We start from the raw sequence: 17,077 nt of genomic DNA, 5'->3' as shown, positions 1-17,077 counted from the left end.
GCCGGCGGCGCGCCGCCCCCACCCGCGGGCAACCTCGGCCCGCACCACACCCCAGAGGCAACGGTGTCGTTGGACATGCCGGAACTCGGCCTCGGCCGGCACGAGTCCTTCCCGGTGCGCGACGAGCTCACCGGCGACACCTACCACTGGGGCAGGGACAACCACGTACGGCTGGAGCCGGGCCTCGGCCCCGCGCCCGTCCGCGTGCTGTCCCTGCGACCGTCCTCACCGATCGGAGGGTCACCCAATTGATCGTCAACGAGCCGGTCCACGACACGTTCGAGGACACTCCGGACAAGGACCGCGACCCCGACTGGTTCAAACGCGCCGTGTTCTACGAGGTCCTGGTGCGCTCCTTCCAGGACAGCAACGGCGACGGAATCGGCGACCTCAAGGGCCTCACGTCCAAACTCGACCATTTGCAGTGGCTGGGCGTGGACTGCCTCTGGCTGCCGCCGTTCTTCCAGTCCCCGCTGCGTGACGGCGGGTACGACGTCGCCGACTACACCTCGGTGCTCCCCGAATTCGGCGACCTGGCCGATTTCGTGGAATTCGTCGACGCCGCCCATCAGCGCGGAATGCGCGTCATCATCGACATGGTGATGAACCACACCAGCGACCAGCACCCGTGGTTCCAGGAATCCCGCAACGATCCCACCGGCCCGTACGGCGACTATTACGTCTGGGCCGACGACGACAAGCAGTACGCCGACGCCCGCATCATCTTCGTCGACACCGAGGCGTCCAACTGGACGTTCGACCCGGTGCGCAAGCAGTACTACTGGCACCGTTTCTTCTCCCACCAGCCGGACCTCAATTACGAGAACCCGGCGGTCCAGGAGGAGATGATCTCCGCGCTGCGGTTCTGGCTCGATCTGGGCATCGACGGCTTCCGGCTGGACGCCGTGCCGTACCTGTACGCCGAGGAGGGCACCACCTGCGAGAACCTTCCCGCGTCGCATGCCTTCCTCAAGCGCGTACGGGCCGAGATCGACGCGCACTACCCCGACACGGTCCTGCTGGCGGAGGCCAATCAGTGGCCCGAGGACGTCGTCGACTACTTCGGCGACTACGCCGTCGGGGGCGACGAATGCCATATGGCGTTCCATTTCCCGGTCATGCCGCGCATCTTCATGGCGGTCCGCCGGGAATCGCGCTATCCGGTGTCGGAGATCCTGGCGAAGACCCCGGCGATCCCGTCGGGCTGCCAATGGGGCATCTTCCTGCGCAACCACGACGAGCTGACCCTCGAAATGGTCACCGACGAGGAACGCGACTACATGTACGCGGAATACGCCAAGGACCCGCGGATGCGGGCCAATATCGGCATCCGCAGGCGTCTGGCCCCGCTGCTGGACAACGACCGCAAACAGATCGAACTCTTCACCGCGCTGCTGCTGTCCCTCCCCGGCTCGCCGATCCTCTATTACGGCGACGAGATCGGGATGGGTGACAACATCTGGCTCGGCGACCGGGACGCGGTCCGCACCCCGATGCAGTGGACCCCGGACCGCAACGCCGGATTCTCCTCCTGCGACCCCGGCCGGCTGACCCTGCCGACCATCATGGACCCCGTCTACGGCTACCAGGTCACCAATGTCGAGGCCGCGATGAGTTCGCCGTCCTCGCTGCTGCACTGGACCCGCCGGATGATCCAGATCCGCAAGCAGAACCCCGCGTTCGGCCTCGGCAGCTACACCGAACTGCCCTCCACCAATCCGGCGGTCCTCGCCTTCCTGCGGGAGTCGCCGGGCACCGGCGGCGCCGACGACGACCTCGTGCTGTGCGTCAACAACTTCTCCCGCTTCGCCCAGCCCACGGAACTGGACCTCAAGGCGTTCAGCGGCCGCCACCCGGTCGAGCTGATCGGCGGCGTCCACTTCCCGCCCATCGGTGACCAGCCGTATCCGCTGACCCTCGCGGGCCATGGCTTCTACTGGTTCCGGCTGCGCAGGAACGCCCGGTAACCCCCGGCCGCCCCTGCCCCTCCTCTTCCGCCCGTACGCCCCTACCCGGCGCGTACGGGCGCTCCGCGTCCCGGCCGGCGCCACCCGCTCCGCGGGACCCCCGACACGGACGAGGTGCGTCACGGCATCAGCCGTGTCACCCGTACGGGTTCTCTGCTGCCCCGGGCCAGTGCCGTGGCACAGCCGTTCGCTCGCGCTCGTCGTCGACCTTCCGTCACTCATGACCCTTTGGTGGGAGACCGTGTGGCGGAAGGCCGTGCGACGTGTGGGGACGGAGCGCTGCTGTGGGGCATGTCCTCCGCAGGTCGTTCACCTGTGTGTCCGCCGTACGCCGCCTGCCGTTCCGCTGCTTCGCACACGGTGGCGAGGGCCGCTCGCGCGCTCGGTGGCCGGACCGGCGCGGGTCGGCGGTCCGCCCGGAGAATCGCCGCTCGCGCCCCTGCCCCCGGCCGCGCGGCAGCGTGCAGAATGAGGGCCCAGCCGAGGAGGAGCCCATGACGACCGGTCCGCCCAGCAGCCGCGTGCACGCCAGCCGGAGGCGGATCATGGACGTGGCACTCGCCGAACTGCTGCGCGACCCGGACGCGGGACTCGATCACATCGCCCGCGCCGCCGGCACCGATCCGGCCACCGTCCACGAGCACTTCCCCACCCGCGACGCGCTGCTGACGGCGCTGACCGACAACGTCACCACCGCGCTCGCCACGGCCTTCACCACGGGCGCCGCCGGCGCGCTCGGCGCGGAGGAGGACGGGCCGCCCGCGGACCTGGTGCTGGCCCGGGCGACCCACACGATGTGGGGGGTCGCCGACCGCTACCGGGAGCTGCTCCCGCTGGCCCGCGCGGGCGTCACCGACGAGGGGCTGCGCGCCCGGCTGGAGCCGGTGCGGCGCTCGGCCTACCGGCTCGTCCAACGCGGCCGGGAGCAGGGCCGCTTCACCACGGAGCTGCCGCCGTCCGTCCTCGCCCATCTGCACGAGCACGTCCTCTTCGGCATCGCCCAGGCCGTGGCGTACGGGGCGCTGCGGCCCGGCGAGGCCGGTGTGGCGGCGGTGAAGGCGGTACTGGCGACGGTCGGCGTCCCGCCGGACCGCGCCGCGGTACTGACCCGCGAGGTCACGGGCGGGGAATGACAAGCGCGGGGCGGCTCACGCACGCCCCGCGCCCACAGGCCCGTCAGCATCCCGTCACGCCCGGCACGCACGCGCTCCGGGCGCCGGGCATGCGACGGGAGTACGGCCCCGCGGCCCGTCAGACCCCGGCCTTCTCCTTCACCAGGTCCGGCGCGGCGGCGGCCTCGTCCGTACCGTGTTCGTCGGCCACCAGGACGGCCTCGTCGAACGGCAGCCGGCCGGCGAGGACCTCGCTCACCCGGGCCTTGTCGATCTCCTTGGTCCAGGTGCCGATGAGGACGGTGGCGACGGCGTTGCCCGCGAAGTTGGTCAGGGCGCGGGCCTCGCTCATGAAGCGGTCGATGCCGACGATCAGGCCGACGCCGTCGACGAGTTCGGGGCGGTGCGACTGGAGTCCGCCGGCGAGGGTGGCGAGTCCGGCGCCGGTGACGCCGGCCGCGCCCTTCGACGCGATGATCATGAAGACCAGCAGGGAGACCTGCTGTCCCAGGGAGAGCGGCTTGCCCATCGCCTCGGCCACGAACAGCGCGGACATCGTCAGGTAGATGGCGGTGCCGTCCAGGTTGAAGCTGTAGCCGGTGGGGACGGTGATGCCGACGACCGGCTTGCTGACGCCGAGGTGCTCCATCTTGGCGATGAGGCGGGGAAGTGCCGACTCGGAGGAGGAGGTCGACAGGATCAGCAGGAACTCCCGCCCCAGGTACTTCAGCAGATGGAAGACATTGACCCCGGCGACCAGGCGCAGCAGCGTGCCCAGCACCACGACGACGAAGAGCAGGCAGGTGACATAGAAGCCGATCATGATGACGGCCAGGGACTTCAGGGCGTCCACACCGGTCGCGCCGACGACGGCGGCGATGGCGCCGAAGGCACCGACCGGCGCCGCCCACATGATCATGGCGAGTACCCGGAAGACCAGCTTCTGGACGTGGCCGATGCCGCGCAGCACCGGTTCGCCGGCCTTGCCCAGCGCCTGGAGGCCGAAGCCGGTCAGCAGTGCGACCAGCAGCGTCTGGAGCACCTGGCCCTCGGTGAAGGCGGACACCAGCGTGGTGGGGATCATCCCGAGCAGGAAGTCGGTGGTGCTCTCGCCGCCGCCCTGCGTCTGCGCCTGGCCCGCGTGCCGCACCGACTCCGTCAGGTGCATGCCCGAGCCGGGCTCCAGGAGGTTGCCGACGGCCAGGCCGATGGCGAGGGCGACGGTGGACATCACCATGAAGTAGCCGAGGGCGAGGCCGCCGACCGCGCCGACCTTGGCGGCCTTACGGACCGAGCCGATGCCCAGCACGATGGTGCAGAAGATGACGGGCGAGATCATCATCTTGATGAGATTGACGAACCCGGTGCCCAGCGGCTTGAGCTCGACGGCGAAGCCGGGCGCGGCGAAGCCCACGGCGATGCCGACCAGTACCGCGCCGATCACGGCGAGATAGAGGTAATGCGTCCGGTCCCGCTTCTTGGGTGCGGTCGGTTCCCCCGCCCCGCGGGGTGCCGGTTCCTGCGCAGCCACGGCTGCCTCCTCGGTCTACGGCCGTGCGCTCCTTGCGGCTCGGGCGCACGACAGGCACCGGACTGCGGCTCCGGCGCACAACACGTCCCGGCGACTATGCACCTCGGTGTGGTGCCCGTCACGCTTGTGTACATTTAGTTCACGCGAAAATGACCCGGCAGAATGTTCCGTGTGCACATACCCGTCCCCCGGTCCCCCCGTCGGCTCCGCCGTCCCCGCAGCCTCGCCGGGCAGCTGTTCGCGATGCAGGCGCTGCTGGTCGCCGCGGTCGTCGCGGGATGCGCCGTCTTCGCGTATCTGAGCGCCGAGCGGCAGGCGGAGCGGACCGCGCTGCGGCAGGCGACCGCGACGGCGGCGGCGGTGGCCGACTCGCCCGCGGTGGCACAGGCCGCCCGGTCGGGCCGTCCGACCGCCGCGCTCCAGCCGTTCGCCGAGCGGCTGCGGCGGGACGCGGGCGTCGACTTCATCGTGGTGATGGCGCCGGACGGGACGCGCTGGACGCACCCGGAGCCGTCGGTGATCGGCGAGAAGTACCTCGGGCACACGGGGCGGGCGCTGCGCGGTGAGACCTTCCACGAGACGTACCCGGGGGTGCTGGGCCCCTCGGTGCGGGTGGTGGCGCCGGTCCGCGACGGCGGGCGGGTCACCGCGCTGGTCAGCTCCGGCATCACCATCGAGACGATCAGCGCGCAGCTGCGCGACCAGGTCCTCGCGGTGCTCGCGGTGGCGGCGGCCGCGCTGGCGCTGGGCGGACTGGGGACGTACGTCATCAACGCCCGGCTGCGGCGTCACACGCACGGGATGAACGCCGCCGAGCTGAGCCGGATGCACGAGTACCACCAGGCGGCCCTGCACGCGGTGCGCGAAGGGCTGCTGATGCTGGACGGACGGCGCAGGGTCGCCCTGATCAACGACGGCGGGCGCGAACTGCTGGGCCTCCCCGCCGACGCGGTGGGCCGGCCCGTCGCCGACCTCGGGCTGCCCGCCCCGCTGACCGAGGCCCTGACCGCCACCGGCCCCCGGGTGGACGAACTGCATCTGACGGACGAACGCGTCCTGGTCGTCAACTCCTCCCCCGTCAGCGGCGGCGAGCACCGCGGCAGCGTCGTCACCCTCCGGGACCACACCGAACTCCAGGCGCTCTCCGGCGAGTTGGACTCCGTGCGCGGCTTCGCGGAGGCGCTGCGCTCGCAGGCCCACGAGGCCGCCAACCGGCTGCACACCGTGGTCTCGCTGATCGAACTGGGCCGCGCGGACGAGGCCGTGGAGTTCGCCACCGCCGAACTGGAGCTGGCGCAGCAGCTGACCGACCAGGTCGTGGGCGCGGTCGCCGAACCGGTGCTCGCCGCCCTGCTGCTCGGCAAGGCGGCGCAGGCCAACGAGCACGGCGTCGAGCTGAGCCTGACGCCCGACAGCCGGATCGACGACGGGCTGCTGCCGCCCGCGCTGCCCGCCCGCGACCTGGTGACCGTCCTGGGCAACCTCGTCGACAACGCCATCGACGCCGCCGCCCCGACCCCCGAGCGCCCCGCCGCCGCCCCGCCGCGGGTCCGCGTCACCGCTCGCGCCGAGGACGGCGAGCTGCTGCTCCGTGTCGCCGACTCCGGCGACGGCGTCGCGGACGGGGCGGTCGAGGAGATCTTCCGCCGGGGCTGGAGCACCAAGCCCGCCCCGCCGGGCCCGGGACGCGGCCTCGGCCTCGCCCTCGTCCGGCAGGCGGTGCACCGCAACGGCGGCACCCTCACCGTGGACCGTGCGCCGGAGGGCGGCGCCCGGTTCACCGTACGGCTGCCGCTGCGCAACGAGGCGGCGGGGTGACGGACATGGAGGACGGCAGACGGGTACGGGCGCACGGCACGGGTGACGGCATGGACGGACACGGCGGGCGGGCCGGGCGGACGGCCGCACCGTACGGTGGTGCCCGGTGACCGGCTCCGACATCAAGGTTCTCGTCGTCGAGGACGATCCGGTCGCCGCCGACGCGCACGCCCTGTACGTGGGGCGAGTGCCGGGCTTCACGGTCTCCGGGACGGTGCACAGCGGCGGTGACGCGCGCCGCCACCTCGACCGGCACGACGTCGATCTGCTGCTGCTCGACCTGTACCTCCCCGACGGGCACGGGCTGCGGCTGGTGCGGACGGTGCGCGCGGCCGGGCACGTCGCCGACGTCATCGCGGTGACCTCGGCCCGTGATCTGGCGATGGTGCGGGAGGGCGTCTCGCTCGGGGTGGTGCAGTACGTGCTCAAGCCGTTCACCTTCGCCACCCTGCGCGACCGGCTGCTGCGCTACGCCGAGTTCCGCGCCACCGCGGGCGAGGCCAGCGGGCAGGACGAGGTGGACCGGGCCCTCGCCGCGCTGCGCCCCCCGCGCCCGGCGTCGCTGCCCAAGGGGCTGACCTCGGCGACGCTGCGGGCGGTGACCGGCGCGCTGCGCGCCGCCGAGGACGGCCTGTCGGCCACGGAGGCGGCGACCGGGATCGGCATCTCGCGGATCACCGCCCGCCGTTATCTGGAGCATCTGGTGACGACCGGCCGGGCGGTCCGCGCCCCGCGCTACGGGCAGGTGGGGCGTCCGGAGCTGCGCTACCGCTGGTCGGGGCGGTGAGCGGCGGGCCCGGCCGGCGGTGTCCGTAGGCCGCAGGAGGGAGGCCCGTCCGTCCAGGGGATGACATCGCACGGTGTGGTGGGACTTGTGACCGGCCCGGATTCCGGTCCCGGCGGCGGACGCCCGCGAGAGGCCCGTGGCGAACAATCGAAGGGCAGTTTCCGTCCCCCTTCCCTCCGCAGTACCAGGAGCACCTGTGTCCCACCCGGTCGCCTTCCCCTCCCCCACCGCCGCCCCGGCGGCCGTCGCCGCCCGTGCGACGGATCTCAGCAAGGTCTACGGCCAGGGCGAGACGCAGGTGGTGGCGCTGGACTCGGTCTCCGTCGAGTTCGGCAGGGCCCGCTTCACCGCGATCATGGGGCCGTCGGGGTCCGGCAAGTCGACGCTGATGCACTGCATGGCGGGCCTGGACTCCATCTCGTCGGGCTCGGCCCGGATCGGTGACGTGGAACTCGCCTCGCTCAACGACCGTGCGCTCACCCGCCTCCGCCGCGACAAGATCGGCTTCATCTTCCAGGCGTTCAACCTGCTGCCGACGCTGTCCGCGCTGGAGAACATCACCCTGCCCATGGACATCGCGGGCCGCAGGCCGGACAAGGACTGGCTGGAGCGCGTGGTGGCGACCGTCGGCCTCTCGGGCCGGCTCAAGCACCGCCCGTCCCAGCTCTCCGGCGGCCAGCAGCAGCGGGTGGCGGTGGCGCGGGCGCTGGCCGCCCGCCCGGAGATCATCTTCGCGGACGAGCCGACCGGCAACCTCGACTCCCGTTCCGGCGCCGAGGTCCTCGGCTTCCTGCGGGAGTCGGTGCAAGCGATGCAGCAGACGATCGTGATGGTCACCCACGACCCGAGCGCCGCCGCCCACGCGGACCGGGTGGTCTTCCTCGCCGACGGCCGGATCGTCGACGAACTGTACGAGCCGACCGCGGACGCCGTCCTGGACCGGATGCGGCTGTTCGACACCGCGGGCCGCACCAGCTGACACCAGGCCCGCGCCCGCCTCCCCACCTCCAGCCCAGGACTGACACCACCATGTTCCGTACCGCTTTGCGCAACGTTCTCGCGCACAAGGCCCGTTTGATGATGACCGCGCTCGCGGTCCTGCTCGGCGTCGCCTTCGTCTCCGGCACCCTCGTCTTCAGCGACACCGTCGGCAACGCCTTCTCCAAGGCGGCGGCCAGGGACCTCAAGGACGTGGCGGTCTCCGTCGAGTCCGTCGCGGACCCCAACGAGCGTGGCGGGAAGACTGACGGCAGGCGCTCCTCCCTCCTCGACAACCGCGTCGCGGACCGCATCCGGGCGCTGCCCGGCGTGACATCGGTCCGTACCGACGTCACCGGTGAGGCGACGCTCGCCGGGAAGGACGGCCAGCCGGTCGGCGACAGCTGGCGCAACCGCGCGGTCAACTACCAGCCGGGCAAGGACGGCAAGGACCCCCGCTACCCGCTGGTGAGCGGCCGCGGCCCGGTCGGCGAGCACGAGATCGCGCTGGCCGACTCCACGGCCAAGGCCGCCGGCTACCGCCTCGGGGACACCGTGCGGTTCGCCACCAACGGGCCGGCACTGGAGAAGAAGCTGGTCGGTACCGTCTCGACCGACGATCCGCGGGTGAACGCCGGCGGCACCCTGGCCCTCCTCGACACCCCCGCCGCGCAGCGTCTGTACCTGCACCCCGGCCAGTTCACCGAGTTCGTGGTGGCCGCCGAACCCGGCACCGACGATCAGGCGCTGACCAAGAAGGTCGAGAAGCTGCTGCCCAAGGAGCGGGCCGTGGCGACCAGTGGCCATGAACTCGCCGACCGCCAGGCGATGTCGATCGCCCAGCAGAACAACGCGCTGAACACCACGCTGCTGACGTTCGCCGGTATCGCCCTGTTCATCGGCGTGTTCACCATCGCCAACACCTTCACCATGCTCATCTCCCAGCGCAGCCGGGAGATCGCCCTGATGCGTGCGATCGGCGCCTCCCGGCGCCAGGTGGTGCGCTCGGTGCTGATCGAGGCCACGATTCTCGGACTGTTCTCCTCCGTCATCGGATTCGCGCTGGGCACCGGTGTCGCGGTGGCGATGCGGGAGTTCCTCGACAGCAACATCCTCGGCGCCCCGGACGGCCCGCTCATCGTCAGCCCGACCGCCGTGCTCGCCTCGCTCGGCGTGGGCGTCGTCGTGACCGTACTGGCGGCCTGGCTGCCGTCCCGCAAGGCGGCGAAGATCGCCCCGGTGGAGGCGCTGGCCTCGGTCGACGCGCCGCCCCCGGTGCGCAGCCTGATGCTGCGCAACATCATCGGCGCGGTCCTCGGCGGCCTCGGCCTCGCGGTGATGTTCTACGTCCGCACCCTGAAGACGAGCGACGGCACGACGACCGCCATGGCCGGCGGCGTGCTGACGCTGACCGGCGTGATCTTCCTCGCCCCGCTGCTCTCCCGTCCGCTGGTCCTGCTGGCCGGGAAGGCCACCACCCGGCTGTTCGGCATCAGCGGCAAACTGGCCCGGCAGAACGCGCTGCGCAACCCCCGCCGCACCGCGGCGACCGCCTCGGCCCTGATGATCGGCCTGACGCTGATCACCGGCATGACCATCGCCGGAAGCTCCGCCCAGCGGGCCATCGACATCATGGTGGGCGACGGCATGAAGGCCGACTACCGGGTCTCCACGACGTCCCTGACCGGCCTGGAGGCGGACCTCTCGCAGAAGGCCGCACAGCTCCCCGGCGTCACGGCCGCCGCCCCGCTGCGCGAGGGCTATTTCCAGGCGGACAGCAACTTCTCCGCCATCAACGGCACCGACCTCACCCGGATCGGCGAACTCGCCCGGCTGGACTTCACCGAGGGCTCGCTCCAGGTGCTCGGCACCCGCGGGATGGCCGTCTCGCAGAGCACGGCCAAGGAGAACGGCTGGAAGGTCGGTGACACCGTCCGCGCCAAGTTCCTGGACGAGCAGAAGGGCCCGGACGAGGGCGACGAGAAGGTCACCCCGCTCAAGGTCGCCGCGATCTACGCGGACAACGACGTCGTGGGCTCCGCGTTCGCCGACATGTCGCTGGTGGCCCCGCACCTGGATGCGAAGAAGAACGACCAGCTGCTGGTCAAGACCGCGCAGGGCCCGTCCGACGCGATGGCCCGCGACATCCGCACCGCGCTCGGCGACAGCCCGCTCCTTGAGGTGCGCACGGCCGAACAGCTGCGCAAGGAAGAGGCCGGCAAGATCGACGTCGTCGTCAACATGGTCTACGGGCTGCTCGGCATGGCCGTGGTGATCGCGGTGGTCGGTGTCGTCAACACCCTGGCGATGTCGGTCTTCGAGCGGACGCGGGAGATCGGGATGCTGCGGGCGATCGGCCTGTCGCGTGCCGGGATCAAGCAGATGGTCCGGCTGGAGTCGGTGGTGATCTCCCTGTTCGGCGCGGTGCTCGGTATCGGTGTGGGCGTCTTCCTCGCCTGGGCCGGCAGCAGCCTGCTCAGCACCTCGCTCCCCCAGTACACGACGGTGCTGCCCTGGGGCCGGCTGGCGCTGTTCCTGCTGATCGCCCTGGCGGTGGGCGTCCTGGCGGCCGTGTGGCCGGCCCGCCGGGCGGCCCGGCTGAACATGCTGGAGGCCATCGGCGCCGAGTGACGTACGACGACGGGGGTGCGCTTCCCCGGTGGGGAGGCGCACCGCCGTCGTGCCGTGTGCGGGAGGGGACGGGTCAGAAGACCGACTCGGCCTCGTCCATGCGGCTCTCGGGCACCGTCTTCAGCTCGGTGATCGCGTCGGCCAGCGGCACCATGACGATGTCCGTGCCGCGCAGCGCGGTCATCTTCCCGAATTCCCGGCGGTGGGCGCCCTCGACGGCGTGCCAGCCGAAGCGGGTGGCGAGCACCCGGTCGTAGGCGGTGGGGGTGCCGCCGCGCTGGACGTGGCCGAGGATGACGGGGCGGGCCTCCTTGCCGAGGCGCCGTTCGAGTTCGGAGGCGAGGGCGTTGCCGATGCCGGAGAAGCGCTCGTGGCCGTACTGGTCGATGGCGCCCTTCTTGTAGTCCATGGTGCCCTCGGCCGGGTGGGCGCCCTCGGCGACGCAGATCACCGCGAACTTCTTGCCGCGGGCGAAGCGCTCCTCGACCATCGAGACGAGGTCGCCCACGTCGAAGCGGCGCTCGGGCAGGCAGATGCCGTGGGCGCCGCCGGCCATACCGGACTCCAGCGCGATCCAGCCCGCGTGCCGGCCCATGACCTCGACGACCATCACCCGCTGGTGGGACTCTGCGGTGGTCTTGAGGCGGTCGATGGCCTCGGTGGCGACGCCGACGGCGGTGTCGAAGCCGAAGGTGCGGTCGGTGGAGGAGATGTCGTTGTCGATGGTCTTGGGGACGCCGACGACGGGCATCCCGGCGTCCGACAGCATCCGGGCGGCGGTGAGGGTGCCCTCGCCGCCGATCGGGATGAGGACGTCGATGCCGTATTCCTTGGAGAGGTCCTTGGCGCTCTCGCAGGCCTCGCGGAGCCGGTCGCGTTCCAGGCGGGCGGAGCCGAGGATCGTGCCGCCGCGGGCGAGGATGCCGCTGACGGCGTCCAGGTCGAGCTTGCGGTAGCGGCCGTCGAGCAGGCCCTTGAAACCGTCCTCGAAGCCGATGACCTCGTCACCGTGGCCGGTGAGGGCCCGGTGGACGACCGACCGGATCACAGCGTTCAGGCCGGGGCAGTCGCCGCCTGCGGTGAGGACTCCGATACGCATCGTGCTGTGTCTCCTGTGTCGCGGTCGGACGAGTGAGCCGGTCCGATTGTTTCACGGGCCGTCCGGCCCTGCTTCGACGTTGCGGTCCGACGTAGCGTCTTGAGTGACGCTTCGGGAGAAACTGGGAGCACCGCTTATCGGCCCCCGAAGGTACTGTCAAGAGCGCAAGGCCACCATAACGGGTAATTTTGACCTTGCGAGCACTCGGATGATCGGAGAGCACGCGTGACGCGCAGCGTGTACGTGACCGGTATCGACCGCGGCGACGGCCGCCAGGTCATCGAGCTGGGGGTCATGGAACTCCTGACCCGGCATGTCGACCGGGTGGGCGTCTTCCGCCCGCTGGTCCACGACGGGCCCGACCGGTTGTTCGACCTGCTCCGTTCCCGTTACCGCCTCGGCCAGTCCGCCGACACGGTGCACGGACTCGGCTACGAGGAGGCCGCGGCCCTCCAGGCCGAGCGCGGCACCGACGAACTGGTCTCCCTGCTCGTCCACCGCTTCCACCAGGTGGCCAAGGAGTACGAGTACGTCCTGGTGCTCGGCTCCGACTACGCGGGCACCAACCTGCCCGACGAGCTGACCCTCAACGCCCGTCTCGCCAACGAGTTCGGCGCCTCCGTCCTGGCCGTCGTCGGCGGGCAGGGCCAGGAGGCCGCCTCGGTGCGCGCCGAGGCCGGCAACGCCTACCGCGCCTTCGACGCGCTGGGCTGCGACGTCGTCGCCGTGATCGTCAACCGCGTGGCACCCGAACTGCGCGGGGAGATCGCCGAGCGGCTGACGGCCGGGCTGCCGGTGCCCTGCTACGCGCTGCCCGAGGACGAGTCCCTCTCCGCGCCGAGCGTCGCCCAGATCGTGCACGCGCTCGGCGCCGAGGTGCTGCTCGGTGACGAGTCCGGGCTCGCCCGCGACGCCCGCGACTTCGTCTTCGGCGGCGCCATGCTGCCGACCTTCCTGCGGGCCCTGACCCCCGGCTGTCTCGTCGTCACCCCCGGCGACCGCGCCGACCTGGTCATCGGCTCGCTGGCCGCGCACAGCGCCGGCGCCCCGCCGATCGCCGGTGTGCTGCTCACCCTCGACGAGCGCCCCGGCCCCGACATCATGGCGCTGGCCGCCCGCCTCGCCCCGGGCACGCCGGTGATCTCGGTGCCGGGCGGTTCCTTCCCGACCGCGGCGGAGCTGTTCGCCGTCGAGGGCAAGCTGAACGCGGCCTCCCCGCGCAAGGCGGAGACCGCGCTCGGCCTCTTCGAGCGGCATGTGGACACCGCGGAGCTGACCGACCGCATCGCGGTCGCCCGCTCCCCGCGGGTCACCCCGATGATGTTCGAGCACGAGCTGATCGAACGCTCCCGCACCGCGCGCCGCCGGGTCGTGCTGCCGGAGGGCACCGAGGAGCGGGTGCTGCGCGCCGCGGATGTGCTGCTGCGCCGCGATGTGTGCGCGCTGACGCTGCTCGGTGAGGAGGAGGCGATCCGCAAGCGCGCCGCCGATCTCGCCATCGACCTGGCGGACGCCCAGATCATCGACCCGCAGACCTCCGAGCTGCGCGAGCGCTTCGCCGAGCGGTACGCCGAGCTGCGCGCCCACAAGGGCGTCAGCCTGGAGCTGGCGTACGACGTGGTCGGGGACGTCTCGTACTTCGGGACGCTGATGGTGCAGGAGGGGCTGGCGGACGGCATGGTGTCGGGCGCGGTGCACTCCACCGCGGCGACCATCCGCCCCGCCTTCGAGATCATCAAGACCCGGCCGGACGCCCGGATCGTCTCGTCGGTGTTCTTCATGTGCCTGGCCGACCGCGTCCTGGTCTACGGGGACTGCGCCGTCAACCCGGACCCGGACGCCGAGCAGCTCGCCGACATCGCCGTGCAGTCGGCGGCCACCGCCGCGCGGTTCGGCGTCGAGCCGCGGATCGCGATGCTGTCGTACTCGACGGGCACCTCCGGCTCCGGCGCGGACGTCGACAAGGTGCGCAAGGCCACGGAGATCGTCCGCGAGCGGCGGCCCGATCTGCTGATCGAGGGCCCGATCCAGTACGACGCGGCGGTGGACGCCGCGGTCGCCCGCACCAAGCTGCCCGGCTCCGAGGTCGCCGGCCGGGCCACCGTCCTGGTCTTCCCGGACCTGAACACCGGCAACAACACCTACAAGGCCGTGCAGCGGTCGGCCGGCGCGGTCGCCGTCGGCCCGGTCCTCCAGGGTCTGCGCAAGCCGGTCAACGACCTCTCGCGCGGCGCGCTGGTCCAGGACATCGTCAACACCGTCGCCATCACGGCCGTCCAGGCCCAGGACACCGGGCATCCGGCCGGCTGACGCCCGCCGCCCGACCGCCGTCTTCGCCCGCCCTCTCAGGAAAGCCACTCCATGACTGCCAACGCCACCCGCGTCCTCGTCCTCAACTCCGGCTCCTCCTCGGTGAAGTACCAGCTGCTCGACATGGCCGACCACTCCCGGCTCGCGGTGGGCCTGGTCGAACGGATCGGTGAGCAGACCTCGCGGCTGTCCCACACCCCGCTGGCCCTCGGCGGGGCCAAGCGCGAGCACGAGGGCCCGATCGCGGACCACGCGGCGGCGCTCAAGGCGGTCGCGGACGAGCTGGCGGCCGACGGCCTGGGCCTGGACTCGCCGCGGCTGGCGGCGATAGGCCACCGGGTGGTGCACGGCGGGCTGCGGTTCACCGAGCCGACGGTGATCGACGAGGCGGTGCTCAAGGAGATCACCCGCCTGGTGCCGGTGGCGCCGCTGCACAACCCGGCGAACATCACCGGCATCAGGACGGCCCAGGCGCTCCGCCCCGACCTGCCGCAGATCGCCGTCTTCGACACCGCGTTCCACACCACGATGCCGGAGTACGCGGCCCGCTACGCCATCGACGTGGCCACCGCCGACGCGCACCGCATCCGCCGCTACGGCTTCCACGGCACCTCGCACGCCTATGTCTCGCGGCGGACGGCCGCGCTGCTGGGCAAGGACCCGTCCGAGGTCAATGTGATCGTGCTGCACCTGGGCAACGGGGCCTCGGCGTCCGCGGTGGCCGGCGGCCGCTGTGTGGACACGTCGATGGGGCTCACGCCGCTGGAGGGGCTGGTGATGGGCACCCGCTCGGGCGACATCGACCCGGCGGTGACCTTCCACCTCAGGCGGGTCGCCGGGATGTCCGTGGACGAGATCGACGTGCTGCTGAACAAGAAGAGCGGTCTGATCGGACTGTGCGGCGACAACGACATGCGCGAGATCCGGCGGCGGATCGAGGAGGGCGACGCCGCCGCGAAGCTCGCGTTCGACATCTACATCCACCGCCTGAGGAAGTACATCGGCGCCTACAGTGCGGTGCTGGGAACGGTGGACGCGGTGGCCTTCACCGCCGGCGTCGGCGAGAACTCGGCCCCGGTGCGCGAGGCCGCCCTCACCGGTCTGGAGGGCCTGGGCCTGGCCGTGGACGCCTCCCTGAACGCCGTACGGTCCGACGAGCCGCGGCTGATCTCGCCCGGGGATTCCCGGGTCGCGGTCGCCGTGGTGCCCACCGACGAGGAGCTGGAGATCGCACAGCAGACATACGCCCTGGTCAGCGGCGGCACCCCGGGCCGGTGACCACGGGAATTATTCCGCTCCGAAACAAAACGATAGGATTCCGCCCATGCGCCGTTCCAAAATCGTCTGCACCCTTGGCCCCGCCGTCGACTCCTACGATCAGCTGAAGACGCTGGTCGAGGCCGGTATGAACGTGGCCCGTTTCAACATGAGCCACGGCAGCCACGCGGAGCACGAGGAGCGGTACCACCGCGTCCGCAAGGCGTCCGAGGAGACCGGCCGCGCCGTCGGCGTCCTGGCCGACCTCCAGGGCCCCAAGATCCGCCTGGAGACCTTCGCCGACGGCCCCGTGGAACTGGTGCGCGGCGACGAGTTCGTCATCACCACCGAGGACGTCCCCGGCGACCGGACCATCTGCGGCACCACCTACAAGGGGCTGCCCGGTGACGTCTCCAAGGGCGACCCGGTCCTGATCAACGACGGCAATGTCGCCCTCCAGGTCATCGAGGTCGACGGTCCCCGGGTGCGCACCATCGTCATCGAGGGCGGCGTCATCTCCGACCACAAGGGCATCAACCTGCCCGGCGCGGCGGTGAACGTCCCGGCCCTGTCCGAGAAGGACATCGAGGACCTGAAGTTCGCCCTGCACATGGGCTGCGACATGGTCGCCCTCTCCTTCGTCCGCGACGCCAAGGACGTCCAGGACGTCCACCGCGTCATGGACGAGGTCGGCCGCCGTGTCCCGGTCATCGCCAAGGTCGAGAAGCCGCAGGCGGTGGCGAACATGGAGGAGGTCGTGATGGCCTTCGACGCGGTCATGGTCGCCCGTGGCGACCTGGCCGTGGAGTACCCGCTGGAGAAGGTCCCCATGGTGCAGAAGCGCCTGGTGGAGATGTGCCGGCGGAACGCCAAGCCGGTGATCGTCGCGACCCAGATGATGGAGTCGATGATCACCAACTCGCGGCCCACCCGCGCCGAGGCGTCCGACGTCGCCAACGCGATCCTCGACGGCGCCGACGCGGTGATGCTCTCCGCCGAGTCCTCGGTCGGGCAGTACCCGGTCGAGACCGTCAAGACGATGTCGAAGATCGTCGAGGCGGCCGAGGAGGAGCTGCTGTCCAAGGGCCTCCAGCCGCTGGTGCCCGGCAAGAAGCCGCGCACCCAGGGCGGCTCGGTCGCCCGCGCCGCCTGCGAGATGGCCGACTTCCTGCACGCCAAGGCACTGGTGGCGTTCACCAAGTCCGGAGACACCGCCCGCCGGCTGTCCCGCTACCGCGCGGCCCAGCCGATCCTGGCCTTCACCACCGACCCCTCCACCCGCGCCCAGCTGGCGCTGAGCTGGGGTGTGGAGACCTTCGTCGTCCCCCACGTCGACAACACCGACGCGATGGTCGACCTGGTGGACGCCGAACTGCTCAAGCTGCACCGTTACAACGCGGGCGACACCATGATCATCACGGCCGGTTCGCCCCCCGGCGTTCCCGGCACCACCAACATGGTCCGGGTGCACCACCTCGGCGGCGAGAGCTGACGCTCCCGTCCACGCCTGCGGGCCGCCCCTCGGTGGAGGACGCTGTTGGTTTATTCGGCCCCTCGCGTGACGTCGGTCCCCATGACCCGGTTGTG

Annotated in this window: 11 protein-coding genes and 1 pseudogene; 10 read left to right on the top strand and 2 right to left on the bottom strand. The window is 71.4% G+C overall.

What is annotated here, in order from left to right; translation table 11 throughout:
* The 3 genes and pseudogenes from AC51EU_RS15995 to AC51EU_RS15985 form a co-directional block, all read left to right on the top strand.
* Positions 1–252 (top strand): annotated as a pseudogene (locus tag AC51EU_RS15995) (alpha-1,4-glucan--maltose-1-phosphate maltosyltransferase); the annotation flags it as partial.
* Positions 249–1,967 (top strand): maltose alpha-D-glucosyltransferase, encoded by a 1,719-nt coding sequence (gene treS, locus AC51EU_RS15990; protein WP_496267602.1) that lies wholly within the window; start codon positions 249–251, stop codon positions 1,965–1,967. The pseudogene AC51EU_RS15995 and the gene treS, both read left to right, overlap by 4 nt.
* Before the next feature lie 494 nt (positions 1,968–2,461).
* Positions 2,462–3,100, top strand: coding sequence for a TetR/AcrR family transcriptional regulator (locus AC51EU_RS15985; protein WP_496267601.1), 639 nt, complete (start codon positions 2,462–2,464; stop codon positions 3,098–3,100).
* Positions 3,101–3,218: 118 nt separating this feature from the next.
* Here the strand turns inward: AC51EU_RS15985 and AC51EU_RS15980 are convergent, their stop codons facing one another.
* Positions 3,219–4,610: a cation:dicarboxylate symporter family transporter gene (locus tag AC51EU_RS15980; protein ID WP_496267600.1), complete on the bottom strand. Its 1,392-nt coding sequence runs from the start codon at positions 4,608–4,610 to the stop codon at positions 3,219–3,221.
* A gap of 162 nt (positions 4,611–4,772) precedes the next feature.
* Here AC51EU_RS15980 and AC51EU_RS15975 point away from each other — a divergent pair, with 162 nt between their 5' ends.
* The 4 genes from AC51EU_RS15975 (at position 4,773) to AC51EU_RS15960 (ending at position 10,824) form a co-directional block, all read left to right on the top strand.
* Positions 4,773–6,428, top strand: a complete 1,656-nt coding sequence (locus AC51EU_RS15975; RefSeq protein WP_496267599.1) for a sensor histidine kinase — start codon at positions 4,773–4,775, stop codon at positions 6,426–6,428.
* 106 nt (positions 6,429–6,534) lie between these two features.
* The gene (locus tag AC51EU_RS15970) at positions 6,535–7,215 is read left to right on the top strand and encodes a response regulator (RefSeq protein ID WP_496267598.1); all 681 of its coding nucleotides are present in this window, start codon (positions 6,535–6,537) and stop codon (positions 7,213–7,215) included.
* Positions 7,216–7,411: 196 nt separating this feature from the next.
* Positions 7,412–8,194, top strand: a complete 783-nt coding sequence (locus tag AC51EU_RS15965; RefSeq protein ID WP_496267597.1) for an ABC transporter ATP-binding protein — start codon at positions 7,412–7,414, stop codon at positions 8,192–8,194.
* A 50-nt stretch (positions 8,195–8,244) separates the two neighbouring features.
* On the top strand, positions 8,245–10,824 hold the full coding sequence (locus tag AC51EU_RS15960; RefSeq protein WP_496267596.1) for an ABC transporter permease: 2,580 nt from the start codon (positions 8,245–8,247) through the stop codon (positions 10,822–10,824).
* 73 nt (positions 10,825–10,897) lie between these two features.
* Here AC51EU_RS15960 and AC51EU_RS15955 read toward each other — a convergent pair whose 3' ends face one another.
* Positions 10,898–11,923, bottom strand: coding sequence for an ATP-dependent 6-phosphofructokinase (locus AC51EU_RS15955; protein ID WP_496267595.1), 1,026 nt, complete (start codon positions 11,921–11,923; stop codon positions 10,898–10,900).
* 225 nt (positions 11,924–12,148) lie between these two features.
* Here AC51EU_RS15955 and pta point away from each other — a divergent pair, with 225 nt between their 5' ends.
* From pta to pyk, 3 genes are read left to right on the top strand one after another with little or no spacing between them, the layout of a single operon-like run.
* Positions 12,149–14,233 carry a phosphate acetyltransferase gene (pta, locus tag AC51EU_RS15950; RefSeq protein ID WP_496267594.1) on the top strand — a complete coding sequence of 695 codons (2,085 nt, stop codon included), beginning with the start codon at positions 12,149–12,151 and terminating at the stop codon, positions 14,231–14,233.
* 51 nt (positions 14,234–14,284) lie between these two features.
* Positions 14,285–15,511, top strand: coding sequence for an acetate kinase (locus AC51EU_RS15945; protein WP_496267593.1), 1,227 nt, complete (start codon positions 14,285–14,287; stop codon positions 15,509–15,511).
* Between the two features lie 46 nt (positions 15,512–15,557).
* Positions 15,558–16,982, top strand: coding sequence for a pyruvate kinase (gene pyk / locus AC51EU_RS15940; protein WP_496267592.1), 1,425 nt, complete (start codon positions 15,558–15,560; stop codon positions 16,980–16,982).
* Positions 16,983–17,077: the final 95 nt, after the last annotated feature.

The sequence above is a fragment of the Candidatus Streptomyces philanthi genome (genome assembly GCF_059553635.1).
This window is presented reverse-complemented; position numbering and strand designations above follow the sequence as displayed.